This window comes from Nocardioides sp. P5_E3 (assembly GCF_054049275.1).
This window is the reverse complement of the sequence record NZ_JBFUMR010000004.1, coordinates 59,679-81,096: the sequence shown is the minus strand read 5'-3', so window position 1 is coordinate 81,096 and position 21,418 is coordinate 59,679. Positions and strand designations below refer to the sequence as shown.

General features: G+C 72.4%; 21 protein-coding genes and 1 pseudogene. 9 read left to right on the top strand and 13 right to left on the bottom strand.

Features of this window, described 5'->3' with window-relative positions; translation table 11 throughout:
* Positions 1–51: 51 nt before the first annotated feature.
* The gene (locus ACXJKB_RS03395) at positions 52–1,497 is read right to left on the bottom strand and encodes an APC family permease (protein ID WP_457185419.1); all 1,446 of its coding nucleotides are present in this window, start codon (positions 1,495–1,497) and stop codon (positions 52–54) included.
* Between the two features lie 197 nt (positions 1,498–1,694).
* On the opposite strand from ACXJKB_RS03395, the gene ACXJKB_RS03390 reads away from it, so the two are divergent.
* Positions 1,695–2,903 (top strand): pyrophosphate--fructose-6-phosphate 1-phosphotransferase, encoded by a 1,209-nt coding sequence (locus tag ACXJKB_RS03390; RefSeq protein ID WP_457185417.1) that lies wholly within the window; start codon positions 1,695–1,697, stop codon positions 2,901–2,903.
* A 4-nt stretch (positions 2,904–2,907) separates the two neighbouring features.
* On the opposite strand, the gene ACXJKB_RS03385 is transcribed toward ACXJKB_RS03390, so the two are convergent.
* The gene (locus ACXJKB_RS03385) at positions 2,908–4,155 is read right to left on the bottom strand and encodes an MFS transporter (RefSeq protein WP_457185415.1); all 1,248 of its coding nucleotides are present in this window, start codon (positions 4,153–4,155) and stop codon (positions 2,908–2,910) included.
* Between the two features lie 154 nt (positions 4,156–4,309).
* Here ACXJKB_RS03385 and ACXJKB_RS03380 point away from each other — a divergent pair, with 154 nt between their 5' ends.
* Together ACXJKB_RS03380 and glpK are read left to right on the top strand one after the other, a co-directional pair.
* Positions 4,310–5,149 (top strand): DUF1028 domain-containing protein, encoded by an 840-nt coding sequence (locus tag ACXJKB_RS03380; protein ID WP_457185413.1) that lies wholly within the window; start codon positions 4,310–4,312, stop codon positions 5,147–5,149.
* Positions 5,146–6,615, top strand: a complete 1,470-nt coding sequence (glpK, locus tag ACXJKB_RS03375; RefSeq protein WP_457185411.1) for a glycerol kinase GlpK — start codon at positions 5,146–5,148, stop codon at positions 6,613–6,615. Before ACXJKB_RS03380 ends, glpK begins: the two co-directional genes overlap by 4 nt.
* A gap of 1 nt (position 6,616) precedes the next feature.
* Here glpK and ACXJKB_RS03370 read toward each other — a convergent pair whose 3' ends face one another.
* Together ACXJKB_RS03370 and ACXJKB_RS03365 are read right to left on the bottom strand one after the other, a co-directional pair.
* Entirely contained in the window at positions 6,617–7,516 is a 900-nt protein-coding gene (locus ACXJKB_RS03370; RefSeq protein WP_457185409.1) for a hypothetical protein, read from the bottom strand.
* A gap of 9 nt (positions 7,517–7,525) precedes the next feature.
* Positions 7,526–7,981: a GNAT family N-acetyltransferase gene (locus ACXJKB_RS03365; RefSeq protein ID WP_457185407.1), complete on the bottom strand. Its 456-nt coding sequence runs from the start codon at positions 7,979–7,981 to the stop codon at positions 7,526–7,528.
* A gap of 137 nt (positions 7,982–8,118) precedes the next feature.
* Between ACXJKB_RS03365 and ACXJKB_RS03360 the strand changes: the two genes are divergently transcribed.
* The 3 genes from ACXJKB_RS03360 to ACXJKB_RS03350 all read left to right on the top strand — a co-directional run bounded on the left by ACXJKB_RS03360 (position 8,119) and on the right by ACXJKB_RS03350 (position 10,630).
* The gene (locus ACXJKB_RS03360; protein WP_457185405.1) at positions 8,119–8,991 is read left to right on the top strand and encodes a DUF4397 domain-containing protein; all 873 of its coding nucleotides are present in this window, start codon (positions 8,119–8,121) and stop codon (positions 8,989–8,991) included.
* Positions 8,988–9,644: a class F sortase gene (locus ACXJKB_RS03355; RefSeq protein WP_457185403.1), complete on the top strand. Its 657-nt coding sequence runs from the start codon at positions 8,988–8,990 to the stop codon at positions 9,642–9,644. Before ACXJKB_RS03360 ends, ACXJKB_RS03355 begins: the two co-directional genes overlap by 4 nt.
* Positions 9,645–10,006: 362 nt before the next feature.
* Positions 10,007–10,630 carry a hypothetical protein gene (locus ACXJKB_RS03350; protein ID WP_457185401.1) on the top strand — a complete coding sequence of 208 codons (624 nt, stop codon included), beginning with the start codon at positions 10,007–10,009 and terminating at the stop codon, positions 10,628–10,630.
* Between the two features lie 9 nt (positions 10,631–10,639).
* On the opposite strand, the gene ACXJKB_RS03345 is transcribed toward ACXJKB_RS03350, so the two are convergent.
* From ACXJKB_RS03345 to ACXJKB_RS03325, 5 genes are read right to left on the bottom strand one after another with little or no spacing between them, the layout of a single operon-like run.
* Entirely contained in the window at positions 10,640–11,284 is a 645-nt protein-coding gene (locus ACXJKB_RS03345) for a response regulator (protein WP_457185399.1), read from the bottom strand.
* A 36-nt stretch (positions 11,285–11,320) separates the two neighbouring features.
* Complete coding sequence (locus tag ACXJKB_RS03340) at positions 11,321–11,827, bottom strand: flavin reductase family protein (RefSeq protein WP_457185397.1); 507 nt, start codon at positions 11,825–11,827, stop codon at positions 11,321–11,323.
* A gap of 4 nt (positions 11,828–11,831) precedes the next feature.
* A complete protein-coding gene (macS, locus tag ACXJKB_RS03335; RefSeq protein ID WP_457185618.1) occupies positions 11,832–12,986 on the bottom strand; it encodes a MacS family sensor histidine kinase in 1,155 nt (384 codons plus the stop codon).
* Entirely contained in the window at positions 12,983–13,750 is a 768-nt protein-coding gene (locus ACXJKB_RS03330; protein WP_457185395.1) for a lysophospholipid acyltransferase family protein, read from the bottom strand. The genes macS and ACXJKB_RS03330 overlap by 4 nt, the downstream gene beginning before the upstream one ends.
* Before the next feature lie 9 nt (positions 13,751–13,759).
* Positions 13,760–14,572: an alpha/beta hydrolase gene (locus ACXJKB_RS03325; protein ID WP_457185393.1), complete on the bottom strand. Its 813-nt coding sequence runs from the start codon at positions 14,570–14,572 to the stop codon at positions 13,760–13,762.
* A gap of 113 nt (positions 14,573–14,685) precedes the next feature.
* Between ACXJKB_RS03325 and ACXJKB_RS03320 the strand changes: the two genes are divergently transcribed.
* Together ACXJKB_RS03320 and ACXJKB_RS03315 are read left to right on the top strand one after the other, a co-directional pair.
* Positions 14,686–15,168, top strand: a complete 483-nt coding sequence (locus ACXJKB_RS03320; RefSeq protein WP_457185391.1) for a hypothetical protein — start codon at positions 14,686–14,688, stop codon at positions 15,166–15,168.
* A gap of 39 nt (positions 15,169–15,207) precedes the next feature.
* The gene (locus ACXJKB_RS03315) at positions 15,208–16,431 is read left to right on the top strand and encodes an ornithine cyclodeaminase family domain (RefSeq protein WP_457185389.1); all 1,224 of its coding nucleotides are present in this window, start codon (positions 15,208–15,210) and stop codon (positions 16,429–16,431) included.
* Here the strand turns inward: ACXJKB_RS03315 and ACXJKB_RS03310 are convergent.
* The 4 genes and pseudogenes from ACXJKB_RS03310 to ACXJKB_RS03295 all read right to left on the bottom strand — a co-directional run bounded on the left by ACXJKB_RS03310 (position 16,331) and on the right by ACXJKB_RS03295 (position 19,404).
* Positions 16,331–17,388, bottom strand: a pseudogene (locus tag ACXJKB_RS03310) (ROK family protein). The gene ACXJKB_RS03315 and the pseudogene ACXJKB_RS03310 overlap by 101 nt on opposite strands.
* Positions 17,385–17,768: a hypothetical protein gene (locus ACXJKB_RS03305; protein WP_457185387.1), complete on the bottom strand. Its 384-nt coding sequence runs from the start codon at positions 17,766–17,768 to the stop codon at positions 17,385–17,387. The pseudogene ACXJKB_RS03310 and the gene ACXJKB_RS03305 overlap by 4 nt, the downstream one beginning before the upstream one ends.
* The gene (locus ACXJKB_RS03300) at positions 17,765–18,952 is read right to left on the bottom strand and encodes an ArsA family ATPase (RefSeq protein WP_457185385.1); all 1,188 of its coding nucleotides are present in this window, start codon (positions 18,950–18,952) and stop codon (positions 17,765–17,767) included. The genes ACXJKB_RS03305 and ACXJKB_RS03300 overlap by 4 nt, the downstream gene beginning before the upstream one ends.
* 14 nt (positions 18,953–18,966) lie before the next feature.
* Positions 18,967–19,404 carry an SRPBCC family protein gene (locus tag ACXJKB_RS03295; RefSeq protein WP_457185383.1) on the bottom strand — a complete coding sequence of 146 codons (438 nt, stop codon included), beginning with the start codon at positions 19,402–19,404 and terminating at the stop codon, positions 18,967–18,969.
* A 117-nt stretch (positions 19,405–19,521) separates the two neighbouring features.
* Here ACXJKB_RS03295 and ACXJKB_RS03290 point away from each other — a divergent pair, with 117 nt between their 5' ends.
* On the top strand, positions 19,522–21,318 hold the full coding sequence (locus ACXJKB_RS03290; protein ID WP_457185381.1) for an AMP-dependent synthetase/ligase: 1,797 nt from the start codon (positions 19,522–19,524) through the stop codon (positions 21,316–21,318).
* Positions 21,319–21,418: the final 100 nt, after the last annotated feature.

Sequence of the window (21,418 nt, the reverse complement as noted above, 5' to 3'; positions counted from 1 at the left end):
ACGGCAGTGCCCACGCACGCGTGCGGGACCCCGCCGTGTCGGCGGGGTGCCTCACTCGAGGTGGTCGATGTCGCGGAAGCCGGTCTTCTTGGCGCGCACGCCGCGGTTGGTCATCCAGGTCAGCGCCCAGAGGACCACACCGATGGCGAGCAGGCCGGCCGCGATCTTGTACTGCACCATGTCGGCCTCCAGGCGCGCCCACGGACCGAGGAGGTAGCCGCAGCAGATTGCACCGATGACCGGTAGCGCCGTCGGTGCGCGGAAGGCGCGCTCGGGCGTGGGGTCGCGGCGCAGGATCAGGCACGCGATGTTGACGATGGTGAACACGGCCAGCAGCAGGAGGGCCGTGGTGCCCGACAGCGCCCCCACGACCGAGGACTCCGAGTCGAGCGTGACGACGCTGATCAGGCCCAGCGCCAGGAGCGTGGTGAAGACGATGGCGGTCCACGGCGAGCGGCGGCCCGGGAGCACCTTGCCGAGGGACCGCGGCAGCACGTCCTGCTGGGCCATGCCGTAGATGAGCCGGCTCGCCATCAGCATGTTGATGAGGGCGGTGTTGGCGACCGCGAAGACCGTGAGGAACGGGAAGATCGTGTCGATCGGCAGGTCGGGTGCACCGATCTTGACGACGTCGAGCAGGATCCCGGCTTCCGCGTTGGTCGGCTCGGCGATCTGCCCGGCGGGGATGACCGCGACGACCGAGATCGCGACCAGCATGTAGATCAGCACGGCGATGCCCAGGCCGGTCAGCATCGCGCGCGGGAAGATGCGCAGCGGGTCCTGGGTCTCCTCGACCATGTTGACCGAGTCCTCGAAGCCCACCATGGAGAAGAAGGCGATGGCGGTGGCGATGGTGACCGCCATGAAGAGGCCCTTGTCGTCCGGGCTCTCGAAGACGGTGATCCGGGAGAGGTCGCCGTCACCGCGGGCGATCACCCAGACGCCGATGCCGATGACGATGGCGAGGGCCGTCATCTCGACGAGCGTCAGCAGCACGTTGAACTTCACGCTCTCGCCGACGCCGCGCAGGTTGATCGCGGCGAGCACCAGCATGAACAGCAGCGCCGTGATCAGGATGGCGCTCGGGCTGGGGTCGTCGTTGCCGAAGCCGATGAGCAGGTTGGCAGCGAGCAGGTTGGACGACGTCGAGGCGCTGGTGATGCCGGAGCAGACCACGGTGAACGCCACGAGGAAGGTGATGAAGTGGATGCCGAACGCCTTGTGCGTGTAGAGCGCGGCACCGGCGGCCTGCGGGTACTTGGTGACCAGCTCGAGATAGCTGAAGGCGGTGACGGTCGCGACGGCGAAGGCCACCAGGAACGGCAGCCAGGCGATGCCGCCGACCTGGCCGGCGATCTTCCCGGTGACGGCGTACACACCGGCACCGAGGATGTCGCCGACGATGAAGAGCAGCAGGAGCTTGGGGCCGAGCACCCGCTTGAGGTCGGTGGTCTCCGGTCCGTTGACGTCCTGCTGCTCGGCTTCCGTCGCGCTCATCGAACACTCCCCTCATCGGCCCGTGCAGCTCACGGCGCCTACCAGAATGGCCTTGCCGCGGGGGCGTGGCAACCACCGCAGCACCCGGACAACGTCGTGTCGGCGCCCGGGTCACGCCGGGAGGGCCGACGCGCGCCCGGAGGGGTGGAGTGGGACGCACCTTCCGGGCTTGTATCGATCCAACTACCCTGCTCTCCATGCCGAAGCGTGTTGCGATCCTGACCGCGGGCGGATACGCCCCGTGCCTCTCGTCGGCGGTGGGCGCCCTCATCGAGACCTACGACGCCACCGACCCCGACATCGAGCTGATCGCCTACCGGCACGGCTACCACGGCCTGCTCACCGGCAACAGCATCACCATCGGGCCTGAGGAGCGTGCCGGCGCCGCGCTGCTGCACCGCTTCGGCGGCAGCCCGATCGGCAACAGCCGCGTCAAGCTGACCAACGACGACGACTGCCGCCGGCGGGGCCTGATCGGCCGGAGCGACACGGCGCTCGAGGTCGCCGCGAAGGCGCTGCAGGCCGACCGGGTGGACATCCTGCACACCATCGGCGGCGACGACACCAACACGGCGGCGGCCGACCTGGCGGCCTACCTCGCGACCCAGGGCTCGGAGCTCACGGTCGTCGGCCTCCCCAAGACCATCGACAACGACATCGTGCCGATCCGGCAGAGCCTCGGCGCGCTGACCGCGGCCCAGCAGGCGTCCCGGTTCGCCCAGAACGTCCTCGCCGAGCACGGCTCCAACCCTCGGATGCTCATCGTCCACGAGGTGATGGGGCGGGCCAGCGGCTGGCTGACCGCCGCAGCCGCCCGCGACTACATGGCCTGGCACGCCGAGCAGGAGTGGCTCCCCGGCATCGGCCTCGACGGTCGGAAGTGGGCGATCCACGCGGTCTACGTGCCCGAGCTGGCGATCGACCTGGCCGCGGAGGCGGACCGCCTGCGTGAGGTCATGGACGAGATCGGCTGCGTCAACATCTTCCTCGCCGAGGGGGCCGGCGTCGACGACATCGTCGCCCACCTCGAGGCGTTGGGCGAGACCGTGCAACGCGACCCCTTCGGGCACGTCCAGATCGACACCATCAACCCGGGCCGCTACTTCGCCGACCGCTTCGCCGAGGCGATCGGCGCCGAGAAGAAGATGGTGCAGAAGTCGGGCTACTTCTCCCGCTCGGCACCCGCCAACGAGACCGACCTCGCCCTCATCCGCGAGATGGCCGAGCTCGCTGTCGCCTGCGCCCTCGACGGCACGGCGGGCGTGATCGGCCACGACGAGGACCACGGCGACGAGCTGCGCGCGATCGAGTTCGAGCGGATCGCCGGACACAAGCCCTTCGACGCCGGGCAGGCGTGGTTCACCGGCCTGCTCGCCGACATCGGTCAGGACGCCGGACGCCCCTGACGGCTCACGCCGCCTCCGGGGCCTCCTCCTCGACCCGGTTGGTCACGCGCTTGCCCGCCGCGGGCAGGACCTGCGGCAGCCGCTGGAGGTACGCCGCGCTGGCGAGCGCGACCAGCGCCAGGACCCACCACAGCGTCGTCTGGCCGTGGGCGAGGAGCCACGTGAACGCCACCGGCGTCACCGCTCCGCCGAGCCCCCAGCTGAGCTGGAACAGGCCGAGGTAGCGGCCGCGGAGGTGGTCGGGTGCGGCCTCGGCCGCGGTCGCGCTGAAGACCGGCCCGCCGGTGAGCTCACCGGCGGTGTAGATCGCGGCTCCGACGAGCATCACCACGATCGCCAGCCAGACCGGGAGCCAGCCGGCGACGACGAACAGGGCGTAGGCGGCGACGAAGGTCAGCTGCGCCAGGCCCATCATCCGTGCCCGCACGCGCCCGGTCATGCGGCGTACGACGAGACCCTGGCCGAGGCCGACCAGCGCCGTGTTGAGCGTGAAGATCGCCCCCACCACCCAGCCGGGCAGGTCGATCGTCTCGGCGACGTAGACCGGCAGGGCGAAGTTGAGCACCATCATCCCGGCCACGAAGCCGAGCTGCCCGAGCACGAGCCGCAGGTAGGCGGTGTCGCGCAGCACCACTCCCCAGCCCTCGACCGGGGCGTCGGCGGGATGCACCACGCGGTGGTCGGGCACGTCGAGCAGCAGGACGAAGGCGATCACGAAGGTGACCGCGTTGACGACCACCACCGACTGGTAGGCGACGTCGGTGCCGACCTGCAGCGCGAGTCCGGCGAGCACCCCGCCGATCGAGTAGCCGAGGTTGCGCACGGCCTGCAGGAAGCCGAACCACAGCTCCCGCTCCCCCGGCGCCGAGATCGCGGTGACGACGTTGCCGAAGGAGCCCCAGAAGGACTGGCGCCCGAGGTTGAGCAGAGCCGTCCACAGCGCGACGGCGAGCAGCGAGTCGGCCCACAGGTAGGCCGCCATGCCGACCGCCTGGACGAGGTTGCCGATGAGCATCATCTTCCTCGGGCCGAAACGGTCGACGAGGCTCCCGATGACGAAGGCGCCGGGCATCGTCAGCACCGCGGACAGCGACAGAGCGGACCCGACCTGCACGAGGGACAGGTCGGTCATCGCGAGGAAGTAGAGCAGCGTGATCGGCATGAACAGCCCGCTGCCGACGGTGTCTGCGACGATCGCCGCGACGAAGCGGCGGTGCTCCCCCACGCGAGGGAATCCGAGACGAGTCAGCACAGGATCACCCTAGATCGGGGGTCCGACGCCATGCCCCGGGATCCATGGGTCTCGATACGACCCGGTCACGGCCTCGCCGGCTCGGCCGTGCGGGTCACTCGACCTGCCTCCCACACAGCGGCAGCTCGTGCCTCACTGCCACTATGTTCGGCACATGACGTTCTCGATCGTGGCCCGGTCCGACGACGGCGAGTCGTGGGGCGTGGCCGTGGCCTCCAAGTTCCTGGCGGTCGGGTCCGCCGTGCCGGCAGCGGCGGCCGGGGTCGGCGCCATCGCCACGCAGGCGGACGCCAACCTCGCCTTCAAGTACCTCGGGCTGGCCCACCTCGACGACGGCGCTACCGCGCAGGTCGCCCTCGACCGGCTGGCCGAGGAGGACGAGGGCCGCGAGCACCGACAGGTGGGCGTCGTCGACTCCGACGGCAACGCCGCGACGTGGACCGGGTCCGAGTGCTTCGCCTGGGCAGGTGGGACGACCGGGCGCAGCGGCGAGCGCGGCGGCTACGCGATCCAGGGCAACATCCTCACCGGTCCCGAGGTGGTGGAGGCGATGGAGCGTGCGTGGATCGCGGCCGAGGCACAGCCCCTCGAGCGACGGCTGCTCGCGGCGCTGGCCGCCGGCGACGACGCGGGAGGTGACAGCCGCGGACGCCAGTCGGCGGCACTGCTCGTCGTACGCGACGGGGCCGGCTACGGCGGGCACGACGACGTCGCCGTCGACCTGCGCGTCGACGACCACGCCGACCCGGTCACGGAGCTGGCCCGGCTGGTCGACCTCAACGAGCTCTACCTGACGGCGTCGACCCCCGAGGAGCAGGTGCCGGTCGACGACGCGCTGATGATCGAGCTGGAGTCGCTGGCCAAGGCCGAGGGCAAGGACAGCTTCCACATGTGGGTCGGCTCGGAGAACTACGAGATGCGCGTCGACTCGGGCGCGCGGCCGGCGTGGATCGACCAGCGCATCCTCGCGATCATCCGGGGCGAGGAAGCATGAGTGTCCTCGCGATCGACGCCGGCACCACCGGCGTGACAGCCGTGGTGGTCACCCCCGACGGCCGCATCCAGGCCAAGGGCTACCAGGAGTTCCGCCAGCACTTCCCGCAGCCCGGCTGGGTCGAGCACTCCGCCGAGGAGATCTGGCAGGCGACCCTGGAGGCGACGCGCGAGGTCCTGACCAAGGTCGACCAGTCCGAGCTCACCGCGGTCGGCATCACCAACCAGCGCGAGACCGTCGTGCTGTGGGACCGCGAGACGCTCGGCTCGCCCCGCCGCGCCATCGTGTGGCAGGACCGTCGTACGGCCGACATCTGCGACCGGCTGCGCGCCGACGGCCACGAGGACCGCGTCACCGAGCTCACCGGCCTGCGCCTCGACCCCTACTTCTCCGGCACCAAGCTGATGTGGCTGGCCGAGAACGAGCCGCACACGTGGGCGCTGGTGGAGTCGGGACGGTACGCCGTGGGCACGGTCGACTCCTACCTCATCGCCCGGATGACGCGCGGCACCTGGCACGTCACCGACGTGTCCAACGCCTGCCGCACCCTGCTGCTCGACCTCGAGTCTGGCGACTGGTCCGACGAGCTGTGCGAGCTCTTCGGCGTGCCGCGTGACGCCCTCCCCGACCTGGTCCCCAACTGGGGCGAGATCGCGCCGACCGACCCGACGGTGTTCCTCGGGCTCTCGCTGCCGATCGCGGGCGTCGCCGGCGACCAGCAGTCCGCACTCTTCGGCCAGACGTGCTTCGAGGAGGGCGAGTCCAAGTGCACCTACGGCACGGGCTCGTTCATCCTCACCAACACCGGCACCCAGGTGGTGCGCAGCGACGCCGGCCTGCTGTCGACCGCGGCCTGGCGCTCCCCCGACGGCGAGCTCACCTACGCCCTCGAGGGCGCCATCTTCGTGACCGGGGCGGCGGTCCAGTGGCTGCGCGACGGGCTGCAGATCGTCGGCAACGCCGCGGAGACGGCGGCGATCGCCGCGACCGTCGACGACACCGACGGGGTGGTCTTCGTCCCCGCACTGACGGGGCTCGGCGCGCCCCACTGGGACCCGCACGCCCGCGGCACCATCCTTGGCATCACCCGCGGCACCACCCGCGCCCACCTCGTGCGGGCCACGCTCGAGGGGATCGCCTTCGAGGTCCGCGACGTGCTCGAGACGCTGCCCGAGCTCACCACGCTCCGCGTGGACGGCGGGGCGGCGGAGAACGACTTCCTCTGCCAGCTCCAGGCCGACCAGGTCGGTCGCGCGGTCGAGCGCCCCGAGATCGTCGAGACGACGGCACTCGGCGCCGCGTTCCTCGCCGGGCTCGGCACGGGGGTGTGGGGATCGACCGACGACCTGCGGGACACGTGGGCGCTCGACCGGCGCTTCGAGCCCGGTGGCGACCGTGCGGCGCTCGACGCGTCGTACGCCCGCTGGACCGATGCGGTGGAGCGGTCGAAGGGCTGGGCTGGCTGAGTCAGGTCCGCTCGCGCGCCTCGCGTGCGGCGTCGACCTCCGACCGCGCCTCGTCGACGGCCTCCTCGACCTCGGCCTGCGCGGCCTCTGCCTCGGCGAGCTCGTCGTCGACCTCCTCCAGCGTGTCCTCGAGGGCCGCGATCTGGCTGCGGAGCTCGTCGATCTCGGACTGGACCTGCAGGGTCCGCGCCTGCAGCTTCTCCACCGCCCGGCGCGCGGCGCGGTGCTCCTTCTCGTGCTCCTTGAGCACGGCGCGGGCGTCCGCGAGGCGCTCGTCGGCGGCCGCCCGGGCCTTCACGTCGGCGTCGGGATCGGGTACGACGTGGAGCTGGGGCCGCTGCGTCGGGTCGGGTGCCGGGGCCGGGCGGGACCTCGCGCTGAAGCCGAGCGCCTCGGGCAGCGCCACAGCACTGCTCAGGTCGAGGTCGCCGAGCCCGGTCGCGGACAACGACGTCACCAGCAGCCCGCTGCGCACGGCACGCGCGGCGTCCGGCTCCAGCATCGCGGCGGTGAGCGTCGCCTCCACCTGCTCGGCGACGGACTCGGTCGTCCGGACCCCCTCCTCGCGCGCCATCCGACGCGCGGACGTGGTCACTGTCGCGGTGAGCTGGCGGCGCTGCTTCGTGAACTCCCGCAGCTGGGTGGCGTCGAGGTTCTCCTGCGCCTCCCGCAGGGCCTCCCCCACGGCCAGCACCTGGTCCACCTGGTCGGGGTCGCGACGCACCAGCAGGTTGACGACCCACGCCGCGGCCGAGGCCTTGCGCAGCCCCTTGATCGAGGCGGCGAGCGCCTTGTCGGCCTTGTGCTCCTTGACGAGCGCATCGCGGGCAGGCGTGAAGTCCGCGAGTGGCAGGGCGTAGAGGTCGTCGGCGATCTCCAGCAGCGGGTCGGCGTCCGGCATGCCCCGATCCTAGGGAGCGGCGTACTCGACCTCGGTCGGGTACGGCGCCCAGGGGCACTCCTGGGTGACCCCGGTCGGGGTCCAGCCCAGCGACTCGTAGAGCCCGCGCGCCCGTCCGTTGGCCTCCAGCACCCACAGCCGTCTCGCTCCGGCGGCCTCGGCCCGGAGGAATCCCTCGCGGCCCAGACCGGCGCTCCAGTGGTCGGGGCGGACGGCCAGGTGCCGCAGCGTGGCACCGTCGTGGGCGGCGAGGACGACCATCCCCCGCTCGTCCTCGACCACCTCGACCGTCACCTCCGGGTCGTCGAGGAGCAGCGCCCAGCGCGCCAGCACGTCGTCGTCGGGGTAGGGCAGCTCGCCGAACACGTGCGCCAGCCCGGTCTGGCTCGCGATGCGCTCCAGGTCGCGCAGCGCGACGGCGTCCTCCGCCGTGGCCCGACGCCAGGTCCTCGTCCCGGTTTCCACGGCTCAACCCTAGGCGTGTCGGTGCGGACGGACGTACCCCATATCGGGGTTGAGGCGACTGACCCCGGGGTGTTCAGGTGAGGGTCGGCGTTCCGTCCGGGACGACGTCGTGGTGGGGCCATGGGGGTGTGGTCGGAATGCGTCGACTCTCAGCAGTACTGGCGGCCGCGTGCCTGCCACTCATCGCCGGGGCACCGGCCGGGGCTGACGTCCCGGCACCGTCACCGGCCCGTGTCAACGTCGTGCAGGCCGTGCCCGGGGCGACGGTCGACGTGACCGTCGACGGTCGCCCGGTCGCCGGCGGCGCCGGCGTCGGCGAGGTGCTCGGGCCGTTCGAGCTCGCGCCCGGCAGCCACGAGATCTCGTTCCGCGGCAAGGGCGTCAAGGTGGAGTCGACCCTCGACGTCGGGGCCGGCGACACCAGCGACGTCGTGCTGCACCTCCCTGCGGACGTCGGGGGCGACCCGGTGGTCCACTCCTACGTCGCCCCGGCCGGACCGATCGGTCCCGGCAAGGCCCGCGTCCTGCTCGCCCACACGGCGACCGTCGCGCCCGCCGACGTCGAGGTCGACGGCCAGACGGTGTTCACCAACATCGCCAACGGCGAGTTCGCCGACGCCGACGTGCCGGAGGGCACGATCAGGGTGGCGCTGCTGCCGTCGGGCGCGGCCGGCGCCGACCCCATCCTCGGTCCGCTCGACGTGGCCCTCAAGGCCCGCACCCTCTCGATGATCTACGCCTACGGCAACCCGCGCGACGGCTCGATGAACGTCATCGCCCACACCGTCGACCTGGCGGCCGACGGCAGCGTCCGGCCCTCGCGCATCGAGACCGGGTCGGCGGGGCTGGTCGGGGGCCGGGTGACCACCTTCAACGGCTCGACGGCCGCAGGCGACCGCGGCCTGCTCCCAGCGGTCGGAGCCCTCGGCGCGGCGCTCCTCGTGGCGCTGGGCGCCTCCGGCGTGGGACTGCGGTGGCGCCGCTCGCGCCTCGTGCCGCCCACCGGATGAGCGTCCGCACCCGCGCGCTCATGATCTCCGCCTGCCTCGTCGTGGCCACCGGCTGTGCCGGCAGCACCGACTCCACCCGTGCGGACACCCGGTCGCCCTCCTCGTCGTCCGAGTCCGCCCCGTCCTCCACTCCTTCCCCGTCCTCCGCCGAGCCCGTGACCCCCGCCCGGCGCGCCGAGTCGGTCGTGGCGCCGCGGCGGCCGGTCCGGGCGACGCTGCCCAGCGGGCGCGTCGTACCCGTGTCCGGGGCCGGCACCACGGGCACCGGGGTGCTGGACGTGCCCGACGACGTGGACGTCGCGGGGTGGTGGCGCGGCGGCTCGCGCATCGGCGACCCGTTCGGGTCGATCCTCGTCGCCGCCCACGTCGACTCCGACTCCGAGGGCCTGGGCCCGTTCGCGGAGCTGCTCACGGTCCGTGAGGGTGCGCGGATCCGCCTCGAGGCCCACGGCCTGCGCCAGGACTTCGAGGTGCGGTCGCGCCGGCTGGTGCCGCAGGGCAGCCTCGTCGACGACGCCTGGATCTACGACGCTGCGGGCGACCTGCGGCTGACCCTCGTCACCTGCGCGCCGCCGTACGACGCCTCCCGCGGCGGCTACCAGAACCTGGCCGTGGTCACGGCCGTGCCCCTCGGCCCGCCGGAGGCGACGTGAGCCCGAAGAAGCCGTACCAGAAGCGGCTCCCGAGCGTCCTTCCCCCGGCCCCGCGCCGTGCCCCGGCGCAGGAGGCGATCCGGCCGCGCCCCGCTCCCCCGCGCGCACGCCGTTCCCCGCCGGCGGGCCTGTCCGCGGCCCCGCCGGTCAGCCCGCCCGTTGTCCAGCCGCCCACCCCCGCACCTGTCGAGGCCGCTGCCCCGACCACGACGGCTCCGGACGCCGCGCGATCCCCGGTTGAGCAGGACGCCGTCGCCGCACCGACAGCCGCGCCGCCCACCGAGCCGGCAGCCATGCCAGTCCCTCCTCCGACGGGACCCGCCCCGCGTTCCGGACGCCAGTCCCGCAGGACGCTCGCGCTCGTGGCAGCTGCCCTGGTGGGCGTGGTCGCGGGCGGGGTCGTGGCGTGGCAGGTCGTCGGACCCGGTCAGCAGTCACGCACTCCGACCGCGTCGTTGCCGATCGACGGCTGGCCGATCGCCGCGGAGTCGCGCGCCGTGACCGAGGTGCTGCCCGGCGGTGACCTGGAGGTCACCCACTGGATCCACGCGGAGGACCCGATCGGCGAGCTGAGCCTCACCCTGCCGGAGCTCGACGGCGCGGAGATCTCGGCGACCGGCGTGGAGGTCACCGCCGACGGACGTGCGGCGTCCGGTCCCGCGACCGTCGCGCCGAGCGGCGCGACGTACGCCTTCGCGGACGCGACCCGCATCCAGGTGCGCTACCGGATGTCAGGTGCGGTGGAGCTCAGCTCGTCCGCGGACGGCCGCGGACTCGCCACCACGACGTCGCTCGACGTCTCCGCGACGCAGGCGCGCGACGTCCGGGTGGTGCGGTCGCAGGAGGTGCTGTCGCTCGCGTGCGCCGCGCCGGAGGAGCAGCCCCTCCCGTGCGGGACGTCGGAGGGCGACGACCAGTGGCGGGTGGAGCTCACCGGCACCGACGCCGGGAGCCGGGTGCTCGCCGTCGTGACCGTCCCGTCCTGAACGAGCGGTTCAGGCGTTGCCGTCGAGGCCGTTCTCGATGGCCCAGCGGGTCAGCTGCACGCGGTTGTTCATCTGCAGCTTCCGCAGGGTGTTCTGGACGTGGTTCTGCACGGTGCGGTGCGACAGGACCAGGCGCGCGGCGATCTGCTTGTAGCTCATGCCGGTCGCGACCATCTTGAGGATCTCGGTCTCCCGCTCGGTGAGCTGGTCGCGCGGGTCGTCGGCCGGGCCGTCCGCGATGCGCCGGAACTCCCCCAGCACGAGACCGGCGAGGCCGGGGGTGAAGACGGTGTCGCCGTCGGCGACCCGCGTCACGGCGTCGATGAGCTCGGCGCTCGAGGCCGACTTCACCAGGTAGCCCGTCGCGCCGGCCTTGATCGCCTCCAGCACGTCGTCCTGCTCTCCGCTGGCCGAGAGGATCAGCACCCGGGCCGTCGGGTCGTGCTCCAGCATCATGCTGGTGACCTGCACCCCGCTGTGGTCGGGCAGCTGGAGGTCCAGCACGACCACCTGCGGCGCCGCCGCCGGGAACCGCGCCATCGCCTCACGCCCGTTGGCCGCCACCGCCACGACCTCGTGGCCGGCCGCCTGCAGGTCGCGCTCGACCGCGTCGCGCCACATCGGATGGTCGTCGACCACCATCACCCTCACCATGGATCCCCCTCCCGGTTGGACCGCAGCGTAGACCGCTCAGTCGCCCGGCGGGACGTAACGACCACGCCGGTGGACGAGCGGTTCGGGATCGTCGCCGACCACGACCTCGTCCAGCGTGCAGGTCACCAGCCGCGACCAGCCCACCTCGACCTCGGTCTCGACGCTCACCAGCGCCCAGGCGGCAGCGGTGGCGAGCCGCGGACCGTGCGTGCTCTGGTCCCATGCGGCCATCCGCCACGGGCCGCCCGGCGCCGGGGCGACGCCCGCAAAGGCGTCCGCCAGGTCGCGGTCCGACCACGACAGCAGCTGTACGACGCCCCTGCCGGTCCCGAGCAGCAGCTCGGTGAGGTCGGCGTCGGGGTCGAGCAGCGCGAGCACCCGTCCCGGCTCGCCGCCGGCCACCAGCCACGACGTGACCGTCAGGCCCGCCCGTCCGGCGTCGTCCCCCGCCGTCCAGAGGGAGACCGCCCCACCGAGGCGCCCGCGCAGGCGTCGTACGGGGTCGTCGGGGGTCGGGAACGGGTGGCCGGCGTGGATGGTCACGCGGTCACGCTAGCGGGACCGTCAGCTCCCACTCGGTGCCCCACTCGCCGCTCTGGACGGTGGCAGTGCCGCCGAGGCCCTCGATGCGGCCGCGGATCGAGGAGGCGACGCCGAGTCGACCCTCGGCCGCGGCCTCGACCACCCGGCCCGGGGGCATGCCGGGACCGTCGTCGCGCACGGAGACCGTGATCGCGTCGGGTGCGGCCTCGGCCAGGATCCACGCTCCAGCGTCGGGTCCGACGTGGGCCAGCACGTTGTCGAGGCACGCCTTGGCAGCAGCGACGGTCTCGGCGCCGATGTGCTCGTCGACCAGGACGGCGCCACCCGGCGTCGCCACCTCGACCCGCACCGGGTGCGCGGTGGCCATCGCCTCGAGAGCGCCGGCGAGGTCGACCCTGCCGCCGGACCGGGCAGGCACCGTGTCCTGCTGCCGGATCAGGGAACGCAGCCCGCGCTCCTGCTCGCCTGCCAGCCGGCCGAGCTCGGCCCACTGCCCGCCGGAGGCGGCACCCTGGCGCTGCACCATCGCGAGCACCTGCAGCACGCCGTCGTGCACGGCGCGCGCGAGTCGGGTCCGTTCCTCCGCCGCCGCGGCGGCATGCTCGGCCGCGTCCCGCTCCCGCGCCATCCGCTGCAGCGACTCGCACATGTAGCCGACGATCGGCCCGCCGATGAGCACCAGGAAGACGTTGCCGTAGTTGCCCTGGTCGACCGCCTCACGCGGCAGGAGGTCCGCCAGCGACAGGGCGACCGCGGCCACGAGACCGCCCTTCCAGTGCCAGTGGATCGCCCACGCCAGCAGCGCGCCCATCACCCAGAAGCCGGGCAGCGTCGCGTTGAAGCTCTCCGACTTCAGCCACGGGGTGACGCCGATCGCCGCCACGGCGATCAGCAGGTCGGCGACGAGCAGCGCGGGCGTACGCGTGGAGCGCCGGCCGTAGAGCCAGATCGCGACGCCGGTCCACACCACCAGGGCCAGGACCACCGCCAGGGCGAGGGTCGGACGGGAGAAGCTGTCGCGCCGGTAGGCGTTGAGGGCGACCATGTTGATCGTGACCACGACCCGCACGATGGCGAGCGCGGAGTAGAGCCGGTCCTCGACAGCGAGGGCGGAGTCGGCCCGCGGCTGCTGCTGCCGCGGGTGCGGGTCGGCGTTCAGGACGCCTTCTGCTCAGGCCCGTCCTCGGCCTGCTCGCGCGCCGCCTTCTCCCGCTCGGCCTTCTCGCGCTCGGCCTGCCTGGCCTTCTCCTTGTCGAGCTCCTTCGCCTTGCTGGCGTAGAGGTCGACGTACTCCTGCTCGGAGAGCCGCATGATCTCGTACATGATCTCGTCGGTGATCGAGCGCAGGATGTAGCGGTCGTTCTCCATGCCGGCGTAGCGGGAGAAGTCGAGGGGCTTGCCGAAGCGCACGACCGGGCGCGTCCACGTGCCGTAGACCTTGCCGGTCGGGGCCACGACGTCGGTGCCGACCACTGCGCACGGGATGACCGGGGCGCCGCTCTCGAGCGCGAGCCGGGCCACGCCGGTCTTGCCGCGGTAGAGCTTGCCGTCGTGGGACCGGGTGCCCTCCGGGTAGATCCCGAACAGGTCGCCCTCGGCGAGGATCTTCATCGCCGACTTCATGGCGCCCTCCGCGGCGTTGGCGCCCGACCGGTCGATCGGCACCTGCCCTGCCCCGGTGAAGAACTTCTTCTGGAACCAGCCCTTGATGCCGGGGGTGGTGAAGTACTCGGCCTTGGCCACGAAGGTGACCCGCCGGGTGAGCGTGAGCGGCATGAACAGCCAGTCGGCGTACGACAGGTGGTTGCTGGCGAGGATCGCGGGACCCTCCTCCGGCACGTGGTCGATGCCGTAGGCCTTGGGCCGGAACACGAGTCGCAGGACCGGCCCGAGGGCGATCCACTTCAGGAACCAGTACAGCACGGTCCGAGACTATCCCTGCTGCTCGCTGGTGACCCGCTCGATGAACGCGGCGGACTCCGCGAAGATCCGCGGGGCGTCGTTGTCGAGGGTGGCCACGTGGTAGCTGTCCTCCAGCAACCGTTCCTCGAAGTCCTTGGACGACAAGCTGGCGTGGAGGGCCTTCGACGTCGAGATGTCCGCGACGTGGTCGTCCTTGGAGCGGAACGACAGCACCGGGATGGTGACCTTCGGCAGGTCACGTCGCAGCTGCGACCACCCGGTGGACATCTCGTACGCCGCCTTCAGCGGCATGACGGGGTAGGCGACCTCGTCCATGCCGGGCTTCTTGATGTCGTTCCGGATCCCGGGGAAGGCAGGCACCACCCGCTTGAGGACGGGCAGCAGCACCGCGTCCTTGCGCAACGTGTCGACGGCCGCGTTGACCAGCACGAGGCCGGTGAGCTCCTCGCCGCGGTCTGCGGCGAGGCGCAGGCACAGCGACGCGCCCATCGACAGGCCGACAGCGAAGACTGCGTCGTTCTCGGCTGCGAGCGTGTCGAACGCCCCCTCGACGGTCTCGACCCAGTCGGACCAGGTGACCTTGTTGCAGTCCTGCCACCGGGTGCCGTGGCCGGGCAGCAGCGGCATCTCGACGGCGTACCCGCGCGCTGACAGCTCCTCCGCCCACGGCCGCATCGAGGCGGGGCTACCGGTGAAGCCGTGCACGACGAGCACACCGACGCGCCGACCACCGGTCAGGGCCGGGTTGGCGGGGGTGGACATCGGCGCGACCAGGGTGGGGTCGAGGGGTGCGGCCTGCGCGCCGCGGAAGGGGATCCTCACGGGCACAGTGTGCACCAGCCGGGCACCTGTGAGGCCCCGAACGTCGTGTCGCCGGGTGGTCGAGGTACGAGCGCAGGGAGCGTGGAGACCACGCCCCCGCTACCGTAGATCCCGTGAGTCGCCCGGAGGACGAGAGCCGCACCGAGCTCGCGTGGCGCGAGATCGTCGAGAACTACGGCGAGCGCGCTGTCCTGGACGACCCGTCGGCCCCGTCGGACGAGGTGGCACCCGCCCCCGAGGGTCCCTCCTCCGACGCTCCCGCGAGCCCCGGGAGCCAGCCGTCAGACGACCTGCCGGAGCACCTGCAGGACGACGACGAGGTGGAGCGACGCGAGCAGGCCATCGCGAAGGCCGAGCGCTTCCGGCCACCGCCGGCGCCCCCGTTCCCCGTCCCCCGCACGTGGCAGCGTGGGCTGGCCTGGGCCGGGATCTTCGTGGCTCCCCTGATCGCCCTCGTGATCGGTCTGTTCTCGATCTACGTCAACCCGCTGGTCGGCTGGGTGCTGGTCGGGTGGTTCGTCGGAGGGTTCGGCTACCTCGTCCTGGAGATGCCCAAGTCTCCCCGCGACCCCTGGGACGACGGCTCACGCATCTGAGCCGCGCCCCCGACCTCGCTCCGGCGTAGGGTCTGCCGGGTGGGGGCGCGGGAGACGGTCGAGGTCACAGGACACCTGATGGACAGCGGCATCCTGTCGCGCGTCCTCGACGACATCCGTGAGTACGGCGGCGACTTCGTCATCGAGGAGTTCGACGTCGGCCACGAGGCGCACGACCCGAGCAGCGCCCGCATCACGGTCGAGGCCCCGGACGACGACTCGCTCCAGCGCCTCCTCATGCGCCTGCAGACACGTGGCGTCAACCAGCTCGCCCACGGCGACGCCGCGGTCGCGACCTCCGAGCAGGACGGCGTGCTGCCCGACGGGTTCTACGCCACCACCAACCTCGCGACGCAGGTCCGCCTGGGAGGCCGCTGGTACGACGTGGACCGCCCCGAGATGGACTGCGGCCTGGTCGTCGAGGCGTCGGCCGCAGGCGAGCCGCGGGTGCGGACGGTGCCCATGTCCGACGTCACTCGGGGCATGCGCATCGTGGTCGGCGCGGCCGGCATCCAGGTGAGCGTGCCCAGCTCCACCCCCTCGGTCGAGGCGATCCGCCCGTTCGACTCGGACCACGGTCCGGAGCGCCCGCAGACGGTGCTGGTGCGCCAGGTGGCCGACGGGATGCGGGAGGCACGGGCCGCGGGCACCCGGTTGCTGTGGGTGGCCGGCCCCGGCGTCGTCCACGCAGGCGGCGTACCGGCCATGGCAGCCCTCGTGCGGGCCGGCTGGGTCGACGTCCTCTTCGCCGGCAACGCGGTGGCCGCGCTCGACATCGAGACCGCGCTCTACGGTGCCGGCCACGACAGCACGTCCCCGCCCGGTCACGAGCACGGTCACGAGCACCGGGTCCGGGCGGTCAACGCGATCCGCAAGGCCGGCTCGATCGAGCGCGCGGTGCGCGACGGCGTGCTCGCGAGCGGCATGATGCACGCGCTCGTCACAGAGGGGAAGCGCTTCGTCCTCGTCGGGTCCGTCCGCGACGACGGCCCGCTCCCCGAGGTCCACACCGACATCGTCGAGGGCCAGCGAGCCATGCGCGACGAGATCTACGACCTCGGCTACTGCCTGATGATGGCGACCCAGCTCTACGCCGTCGCCACGGCCGGCATCCTTCCCGCGTCCGTGCCGCTCGTCTGCGTCGACATCAACCCGGCCACCGTCACACGGCTCGCCGACCGCGGCACCGGCCAGGGACGCGGCATCGTGACCGACGTCGGCCTGTTCCTCGAGCAGCTCGCCCTCGAGCTGGTGGCCGATTGATCTCGGTCACGAGACCAGCAGGGCGCCCCCGATCATGCCGGCCAGCGGGCCCAGCTCGGCCGCGAGCAGGTCGGGGACCCGGCGATGTGCGGCGCCCACGAGGGTACGACGAAGCGCGTCGCGCGCGGGGTCGAGCAGCCGGTCACCGGCGGCCGACACGCCACCACCGATGACCACCACCTCGGGGTCGAGGGCAGCGACCAGGTTCGCCACACCGATGCCGAGCCAGTCGCCGACGGACGCGAAGGCCCGGCGCGCGACGAGGTCGCCCTGCTCGGCCGCGCTGGTGACCATGGGCCCGGTGACCCGGTCCGGGTTGCCGTCCGTCATGTCCCCGAGGACCGACGGCTGCTCGACCATCAGGGCGCGGGCGTTGCGGACGAGCGCGTTGCCCGAGGAGTACTGCTCCCAGCAGCCCCGCCGGCCGCACTCACAGGGTTGCCCGTCGGGCACGACCTGCATGTGACCGAACTCCCCCGCCATCCCGTTCGCGCCCCGCACCACCCGTCCCTCGAGCAGCACGGCACCCCCGATGCCGGTGCCCATGGTGACCATCAGCGCCGAGGCGGCGCCCTTGGCCGCGCCGTAGCGGGCCTCGGCGCGCGCCGCGCAGTTGGCGTCGTTGTCGAGGCCGACCGGGCAGCCGAGGCGCTCCTCGAGCAGGTCCTTGAGCGGCTCGCCCTGCCAGGGCAGGTGGGGTGCGAACATGACGCGATCACCCGCCGAGTCGACGAAGCCGGCCGCGGCGACCCCGACCCCCGTGAGGGGCGCGCTGCCCGCGGCCTCGAGGATCGCCTCGACCAGCGCGTCCTCGACCCGAGCGGTCACCACGCGACGCCCGGGCGTCGTCCGCAGCGCCGTGCGCACGACCCGCCCCGCGTCGTCGAGCACTCCCGCCAGCACCTTGGTACCGCCGATGTCGACCCCGACCACCACGCCGGGCGGTGACTCGCTCATGCGTCCTCAGGCCAGTCGTCCGTGAGCTCCACGTGCTCGACGTCGTGCGTGGCGCCGGGTGTGCGCGGGGCAGTCGCGAGGAACGCCGCTGCTGCCTGCGCGAGCGAGGTGGCCGCAGCGGACAGGTGTGACGTCACCTCCGGGCTGACCTGGCGGACCGCACTGATCGTGCGGCACAGGGGGCAGACCGTGCACTCAGCGCCGCCCGTGGCGAGGTGGTCGTTGAGCTCGTGCGCGGACGCGGCGGCCTGCGACGCCAGTCCTGACAGGCCGTCACCGGCCTCGACCCCGTGCTCGCGCGCCCAGCCGGACAGCGCGCCGAGGAGCTTGGCCGCCTCCTCGCCGAGCGAGCCGACCTCGTCGCGCCCGGCGTCGGTCACGAGAACTCCTCCGGCAGCTCGGCCGGCGCTGTGAACCGGACCTGGAGCTGACCGTCGCGCACACGCGCACCGGCCACGCGGTGCCGCGCGAATCCCGTCGGCAGCGTCACGAGACGACGGTACGACGCGACCGAGACGATCAGCTCGTCGCCCTTGCGCACGAGGCCGACGTCGTCCTGGGCGGCCAGGGGCAGGGGAAGCGACAGCACGAGCCCGGCCGACGTGGTGCTGACCGACATCGCTGGCACGGACGCGCCGGGCGCGATCGGGTCCACGTCGTCGTAGACCGATGCCGCGAGGTCGAGCAGCTCGTTGCGCCCCACCGGCTCGGCCGCCCGGTAGACCGACGTGCGCAGCTCTAGCCCGGCGAACGAGTCGGCGGCCTCGTCGAGGTGGCGCGCCTGCGCGGCGACCCAACTGCGCCGCCACTCGTCGGCACCTCCGTCGGGGAAGACGCGGTTCACGATCGCCGTGTCGACGCGGTAGCCGAAGAGCGTCAGGAACGTGTAGGCGCGACGGGCCTCGGCCAGCACCACCGACTCAGGCGTCAGCACCAGGCGGACCGACGTCTCCGGACCGGTCAGCACGGCGCGTACGTCGTCGAGGTCGGCGTGGAGCCGCTCGATCGCGTCGAACACCGAGTCCTCGGGCATCGGCACGCCCGCCGCCCGGGTCAGGACGGGCTTGAGCGCCTTGACGACGCGTCGCTCGACGGGGAGGACGCGGGTCATGTACCACCCGAGGGCCTCCGGGAGGGCGAGGAGCCGCAACGTCTCGGCGGTCGGCGCGCAATCGACGACCAGCACGTCCCACTCCCCCGACCGCGCCTGGGCGCGCACCTCGAGCAGGGCGAGCACCTCCTCTGCGCCGGGGATGACCGTCAGCTCCTCGGCGGCGACGGGGTCGACCCCCGCCACGTCGAGCACGCTCAGGAGGTAGCCCTGGATGTCGGCCCACGACCGCTCGAACCGTTGCTGTGCGTCGACGTGCTGCACCCACAGGTCCGGGGCGGCCTCGGTCGGCTCCGAGGTGGCAGGCACGTCCAGCGCGTCGGCCAGCGAGTGGGCGGCGTCGGTCGACAGCACGAGCGTCCGGTGGCCGGCCACCGCGCTGGCGCACGCCGTGGCGGCGGCCAGGGTCGACTTCCCCACGCCGCCCTTGCCGGTGAACAGCAGGATCCGCATGCCCGGACCGCGGGTCAGAGCGACTCGACGCGCTTCTTGAGGCCCTTCAGCGCGGCGTCGATGAGGATCTTCTCGCCCTTGCGCTTGAGCATGCCGATCAACGGGATGCTGACGTCGAGCGCGAGCCGGTAGGTGACCTCGGTGCTGCCGTCGCCACGGTCGACCAGGGTGTAGGCGCCGTCGAGCGCCCGGAGCATGTTGCCCTCGACGAGGGTCCAGGTGACCTCGCGGTCGCCGTCCCAGTCGTAGGCGAGGGTGTACTCGTCCTTGATCGGCGAGACGTCGAGCGCGAAGTAGACCTGGTCGGCCCGGTCGCCGGTCCCCGGGTCGACGACCTCCGCCTTCTGCACGCCCTTGGCCCACTCGGGGTAGGACTCGAAGTCGGCGATGACGGCCATCACGTCGGCCGGAGGAGCGTCGACGACGATCGACGAGGAGGTCTGTTCGGCCATGGCCGGAGCCTAGCCCACGGGTCCGGCCGGCCTGGGCCGGTGGCACCGGGCGTTCTCGGGGCGGCTGATCGGGCGATAGCCTGCGGACCGCAGTCCCCACCCTTCAGGAGGTTCATCGTGCGGGAGTACGCGTCGCCGCTCAGCATCACCATCCCGTCCACCGGGAACCTCACCGACGACGTGGTCACCAACGGCCGCGACTTCGCTGACACCGTGGTGTTCAGCCGACGCTCAGGCGACGTGTGGTCCGACGTCACCGCCGCCGAGTTCCTCGACGAGGTTCAGGCCGTCGCCAAGGGGCTGGTCGCCGCCGGCGTCGAGGCCGGCGACCGCATCGCGATCCTCTCCAAGACCCGCTACGAGTGGACGCTCCTCGACTACGCCATCTGGTTCGCCGGCGCCGTCACCGTGCCGATCTACGAGACGTCCTCCGCCGAGCAGATCGGCTGGATCCTCGAGGACTCCGGTGCCCGCGCCATCGTGGCCGAGGGCCCGGACCACCTCGCCCGGGTCCGCGAGGCCCGCCGGTCCGGCGACCTCGCCGAGCTGCAGCACGTGTGGTCGCTCCAGGACAACGCTGTCGACGTCCTCGGCCGCCTCGGCTCCGACATCTCCGACGACGTGCTCGAGCAGCGTCGTACGACGGCAACCCCGCAGGACGTCGCCACGCTGATCTACACCAGCGGCACGACCGGCAAGCCGAAGGGATGCATGCTCACCCACGGCAACTTCATGTTCGAGCTCGGCGTCGCGGTCGACGAGCTGGCCGACCTCTTCGACACCGACGACGCCTCGACCCTGCTGTTCCTGCCGCTCGCCCACGTCTTCGCGCGCATCATCCAGGTGGGTTGCGTCAAGAGCCGGGCCAGGATGGGCCACAGCGCCGACATCAAGAACCTGGTGACCGACCTCGGCGAGTTCAGGCCGACCTTCATCCTGGCCGTGCCGCGCGTGTTCGAGAAGGTCTTCAACAGCGCCTCCCAGCGGGCCACCGCCGACGGGCGGGGCAAGATCTTCGACCGCGCAGCAGACGTCGCGATCGCCTGGTCGCGGGCGTCCGACGGCAAGCGGGTGCCGGTGCGCTTGCGGGCGCAGCACGCGCTCTTCGACCGCCTGGTCTACGGCAAGCTGCGCCAGGCGCTCGGCGGGAGCTGCGCGTACGCCATCTCCGGCGGCGCGCCGCTCGGCGACCGGCTCGGCCACTTCTACCGCGGCATCGGCCTCACCGTGCTCGAGGGCTACGGCCTGACCGAGACGACGGCCGCCCTGTCCGCCAACCTCCCCGACGCGACGAAGATCGGGACGGTCGGTCGCCCGCTGCCCGGCACGAGCGTGCGCGTGGCCGACGACGGTGAGCTGCTCTTCCGCGGCGGCCAGGTCTTCGCCGGCTACTGGCGCAACGACGAGGCGACGACCGAGGCGGTCGGCCGCGACGGCTGGTTCCACACCGGGGACGTCGGCGAGGTCGACGACGAGGGCTTCGTCCGCATCACCGGCCGCAAGAAGGAGATCCTCGTGACAGCCGGCGGCAAGAACGTCGCGCCCGCCGTCCTGGAGGACCGGCTCCGGGCCCACGCGCTCGTCGACCAGTGCCTCGTCGTCGGTGACGGACAACCGTTCATCGGCGCGCTCGTCACCATCGACCGCGAGACGTTCCCAGCCTGGGCCGAGCAACACGGCAAGTCCGCGGACCTCGACGCCCTCATCGACGACCCCGACCTGGTCGTTGCGGTCCAGCAGGCAGTCGACGAGGCCAACAAGGCGGTCTCGAAGGCCGAGTCGATCCGGAAGTTCACCATCCTGCGCGGTGAGTGGACCGAGGAGGGCGGGCAGCTCACGCCCAGCCTGAAGCTGAAGCGACGCGTCGTGATGCGCGAGTCGCGCGAGGAGATCGAGGCGCTCTACCTCGGGTGACCATGGCGACGGGCTAGACCATGACTAGGTGGGACTAGTCCCTTCGGGCTACCCGAACGCCATGATCGGGTGGTTTGCTCGGTTTAGCCCCCGAGCTGGA

Excerpts from the sequence above, each read along its gene's own strand:
- ACXJKB_RS03345 (WP_457185399.1), bottom strand. The coding sequence starts at position 11,284 with ATGGTGAGGGTGATGGTGGTCGACGACCATCCGATGTGGCGCGACGCG.
- ACXJKB_RS03395 (WP_457185419.1), bottom strand. The coding sequence starts at position 1,497 with ATGAGCGCGACGGAAGCCGAGCAGCAGGACGTCAACGGACCGGAGACC.
- ACXJKB_RS03300 (WP_457185385.1), bottom strand. The coding sequence starts at position 18,952 with ATGCGGATCCTGCTGTTCACCGGCAAGGGCGGCGTGGGGAAGTCGACC.
- ACXJKB_RS03380 (WP_457185413.1), top strand. The coding sequence starts at position 4,310 with ATGACGTTCTCGATCGTGGCCCGGTCCGACGACGGCGAGTCGTGGGGC.
- ACXJKB_RS03370 (WP_457185409.1), bottom strand. The coding sequence starts at position 7,516 with ATGCCGGACGCCGACCCGCTGCTGGAGATCGCCGACGACCTCTACGCC.
- ACXJKB_RS03355 (WP_457185403.1), top strand. The coding sequence starts at position 8,988 with ATGAGCGTCCGCACCCGCGCGCTCATGATCTCCGCCTGCCTCGTCGTG.
- ACXJKB_RS03390 (WP_457185417.1), top strand. The coding sequence starts at position 1,695 with ATGCCGAAGCGTGTTGCGATCCTGACCGCGGGCGGATACGCCCCGTGC.
- ACXJKB_RS03360 (WP_457185405.1), top strand. The coding sequence starts at position 8,119 with ATGCGTCGACTCTCAGCAGTACTGGCGGCCGCGTGCCTGCCACTCATC.
- ACXJKB_RS03295 (WP_457185383.1), bottom strand. The coding sequence starts at position 19,404 with ATGGCCGAACAGACCTCCTCGTCGATCGTCGTCGACGCTCCTCCGGCC.
- glpK (WP_457185411.1), top strand. The coding sequence starts at position 5,146 with ATGAGTGTCCTCGCGATCGACGCCGGCACCACCGGCGTGACAGCCGTG.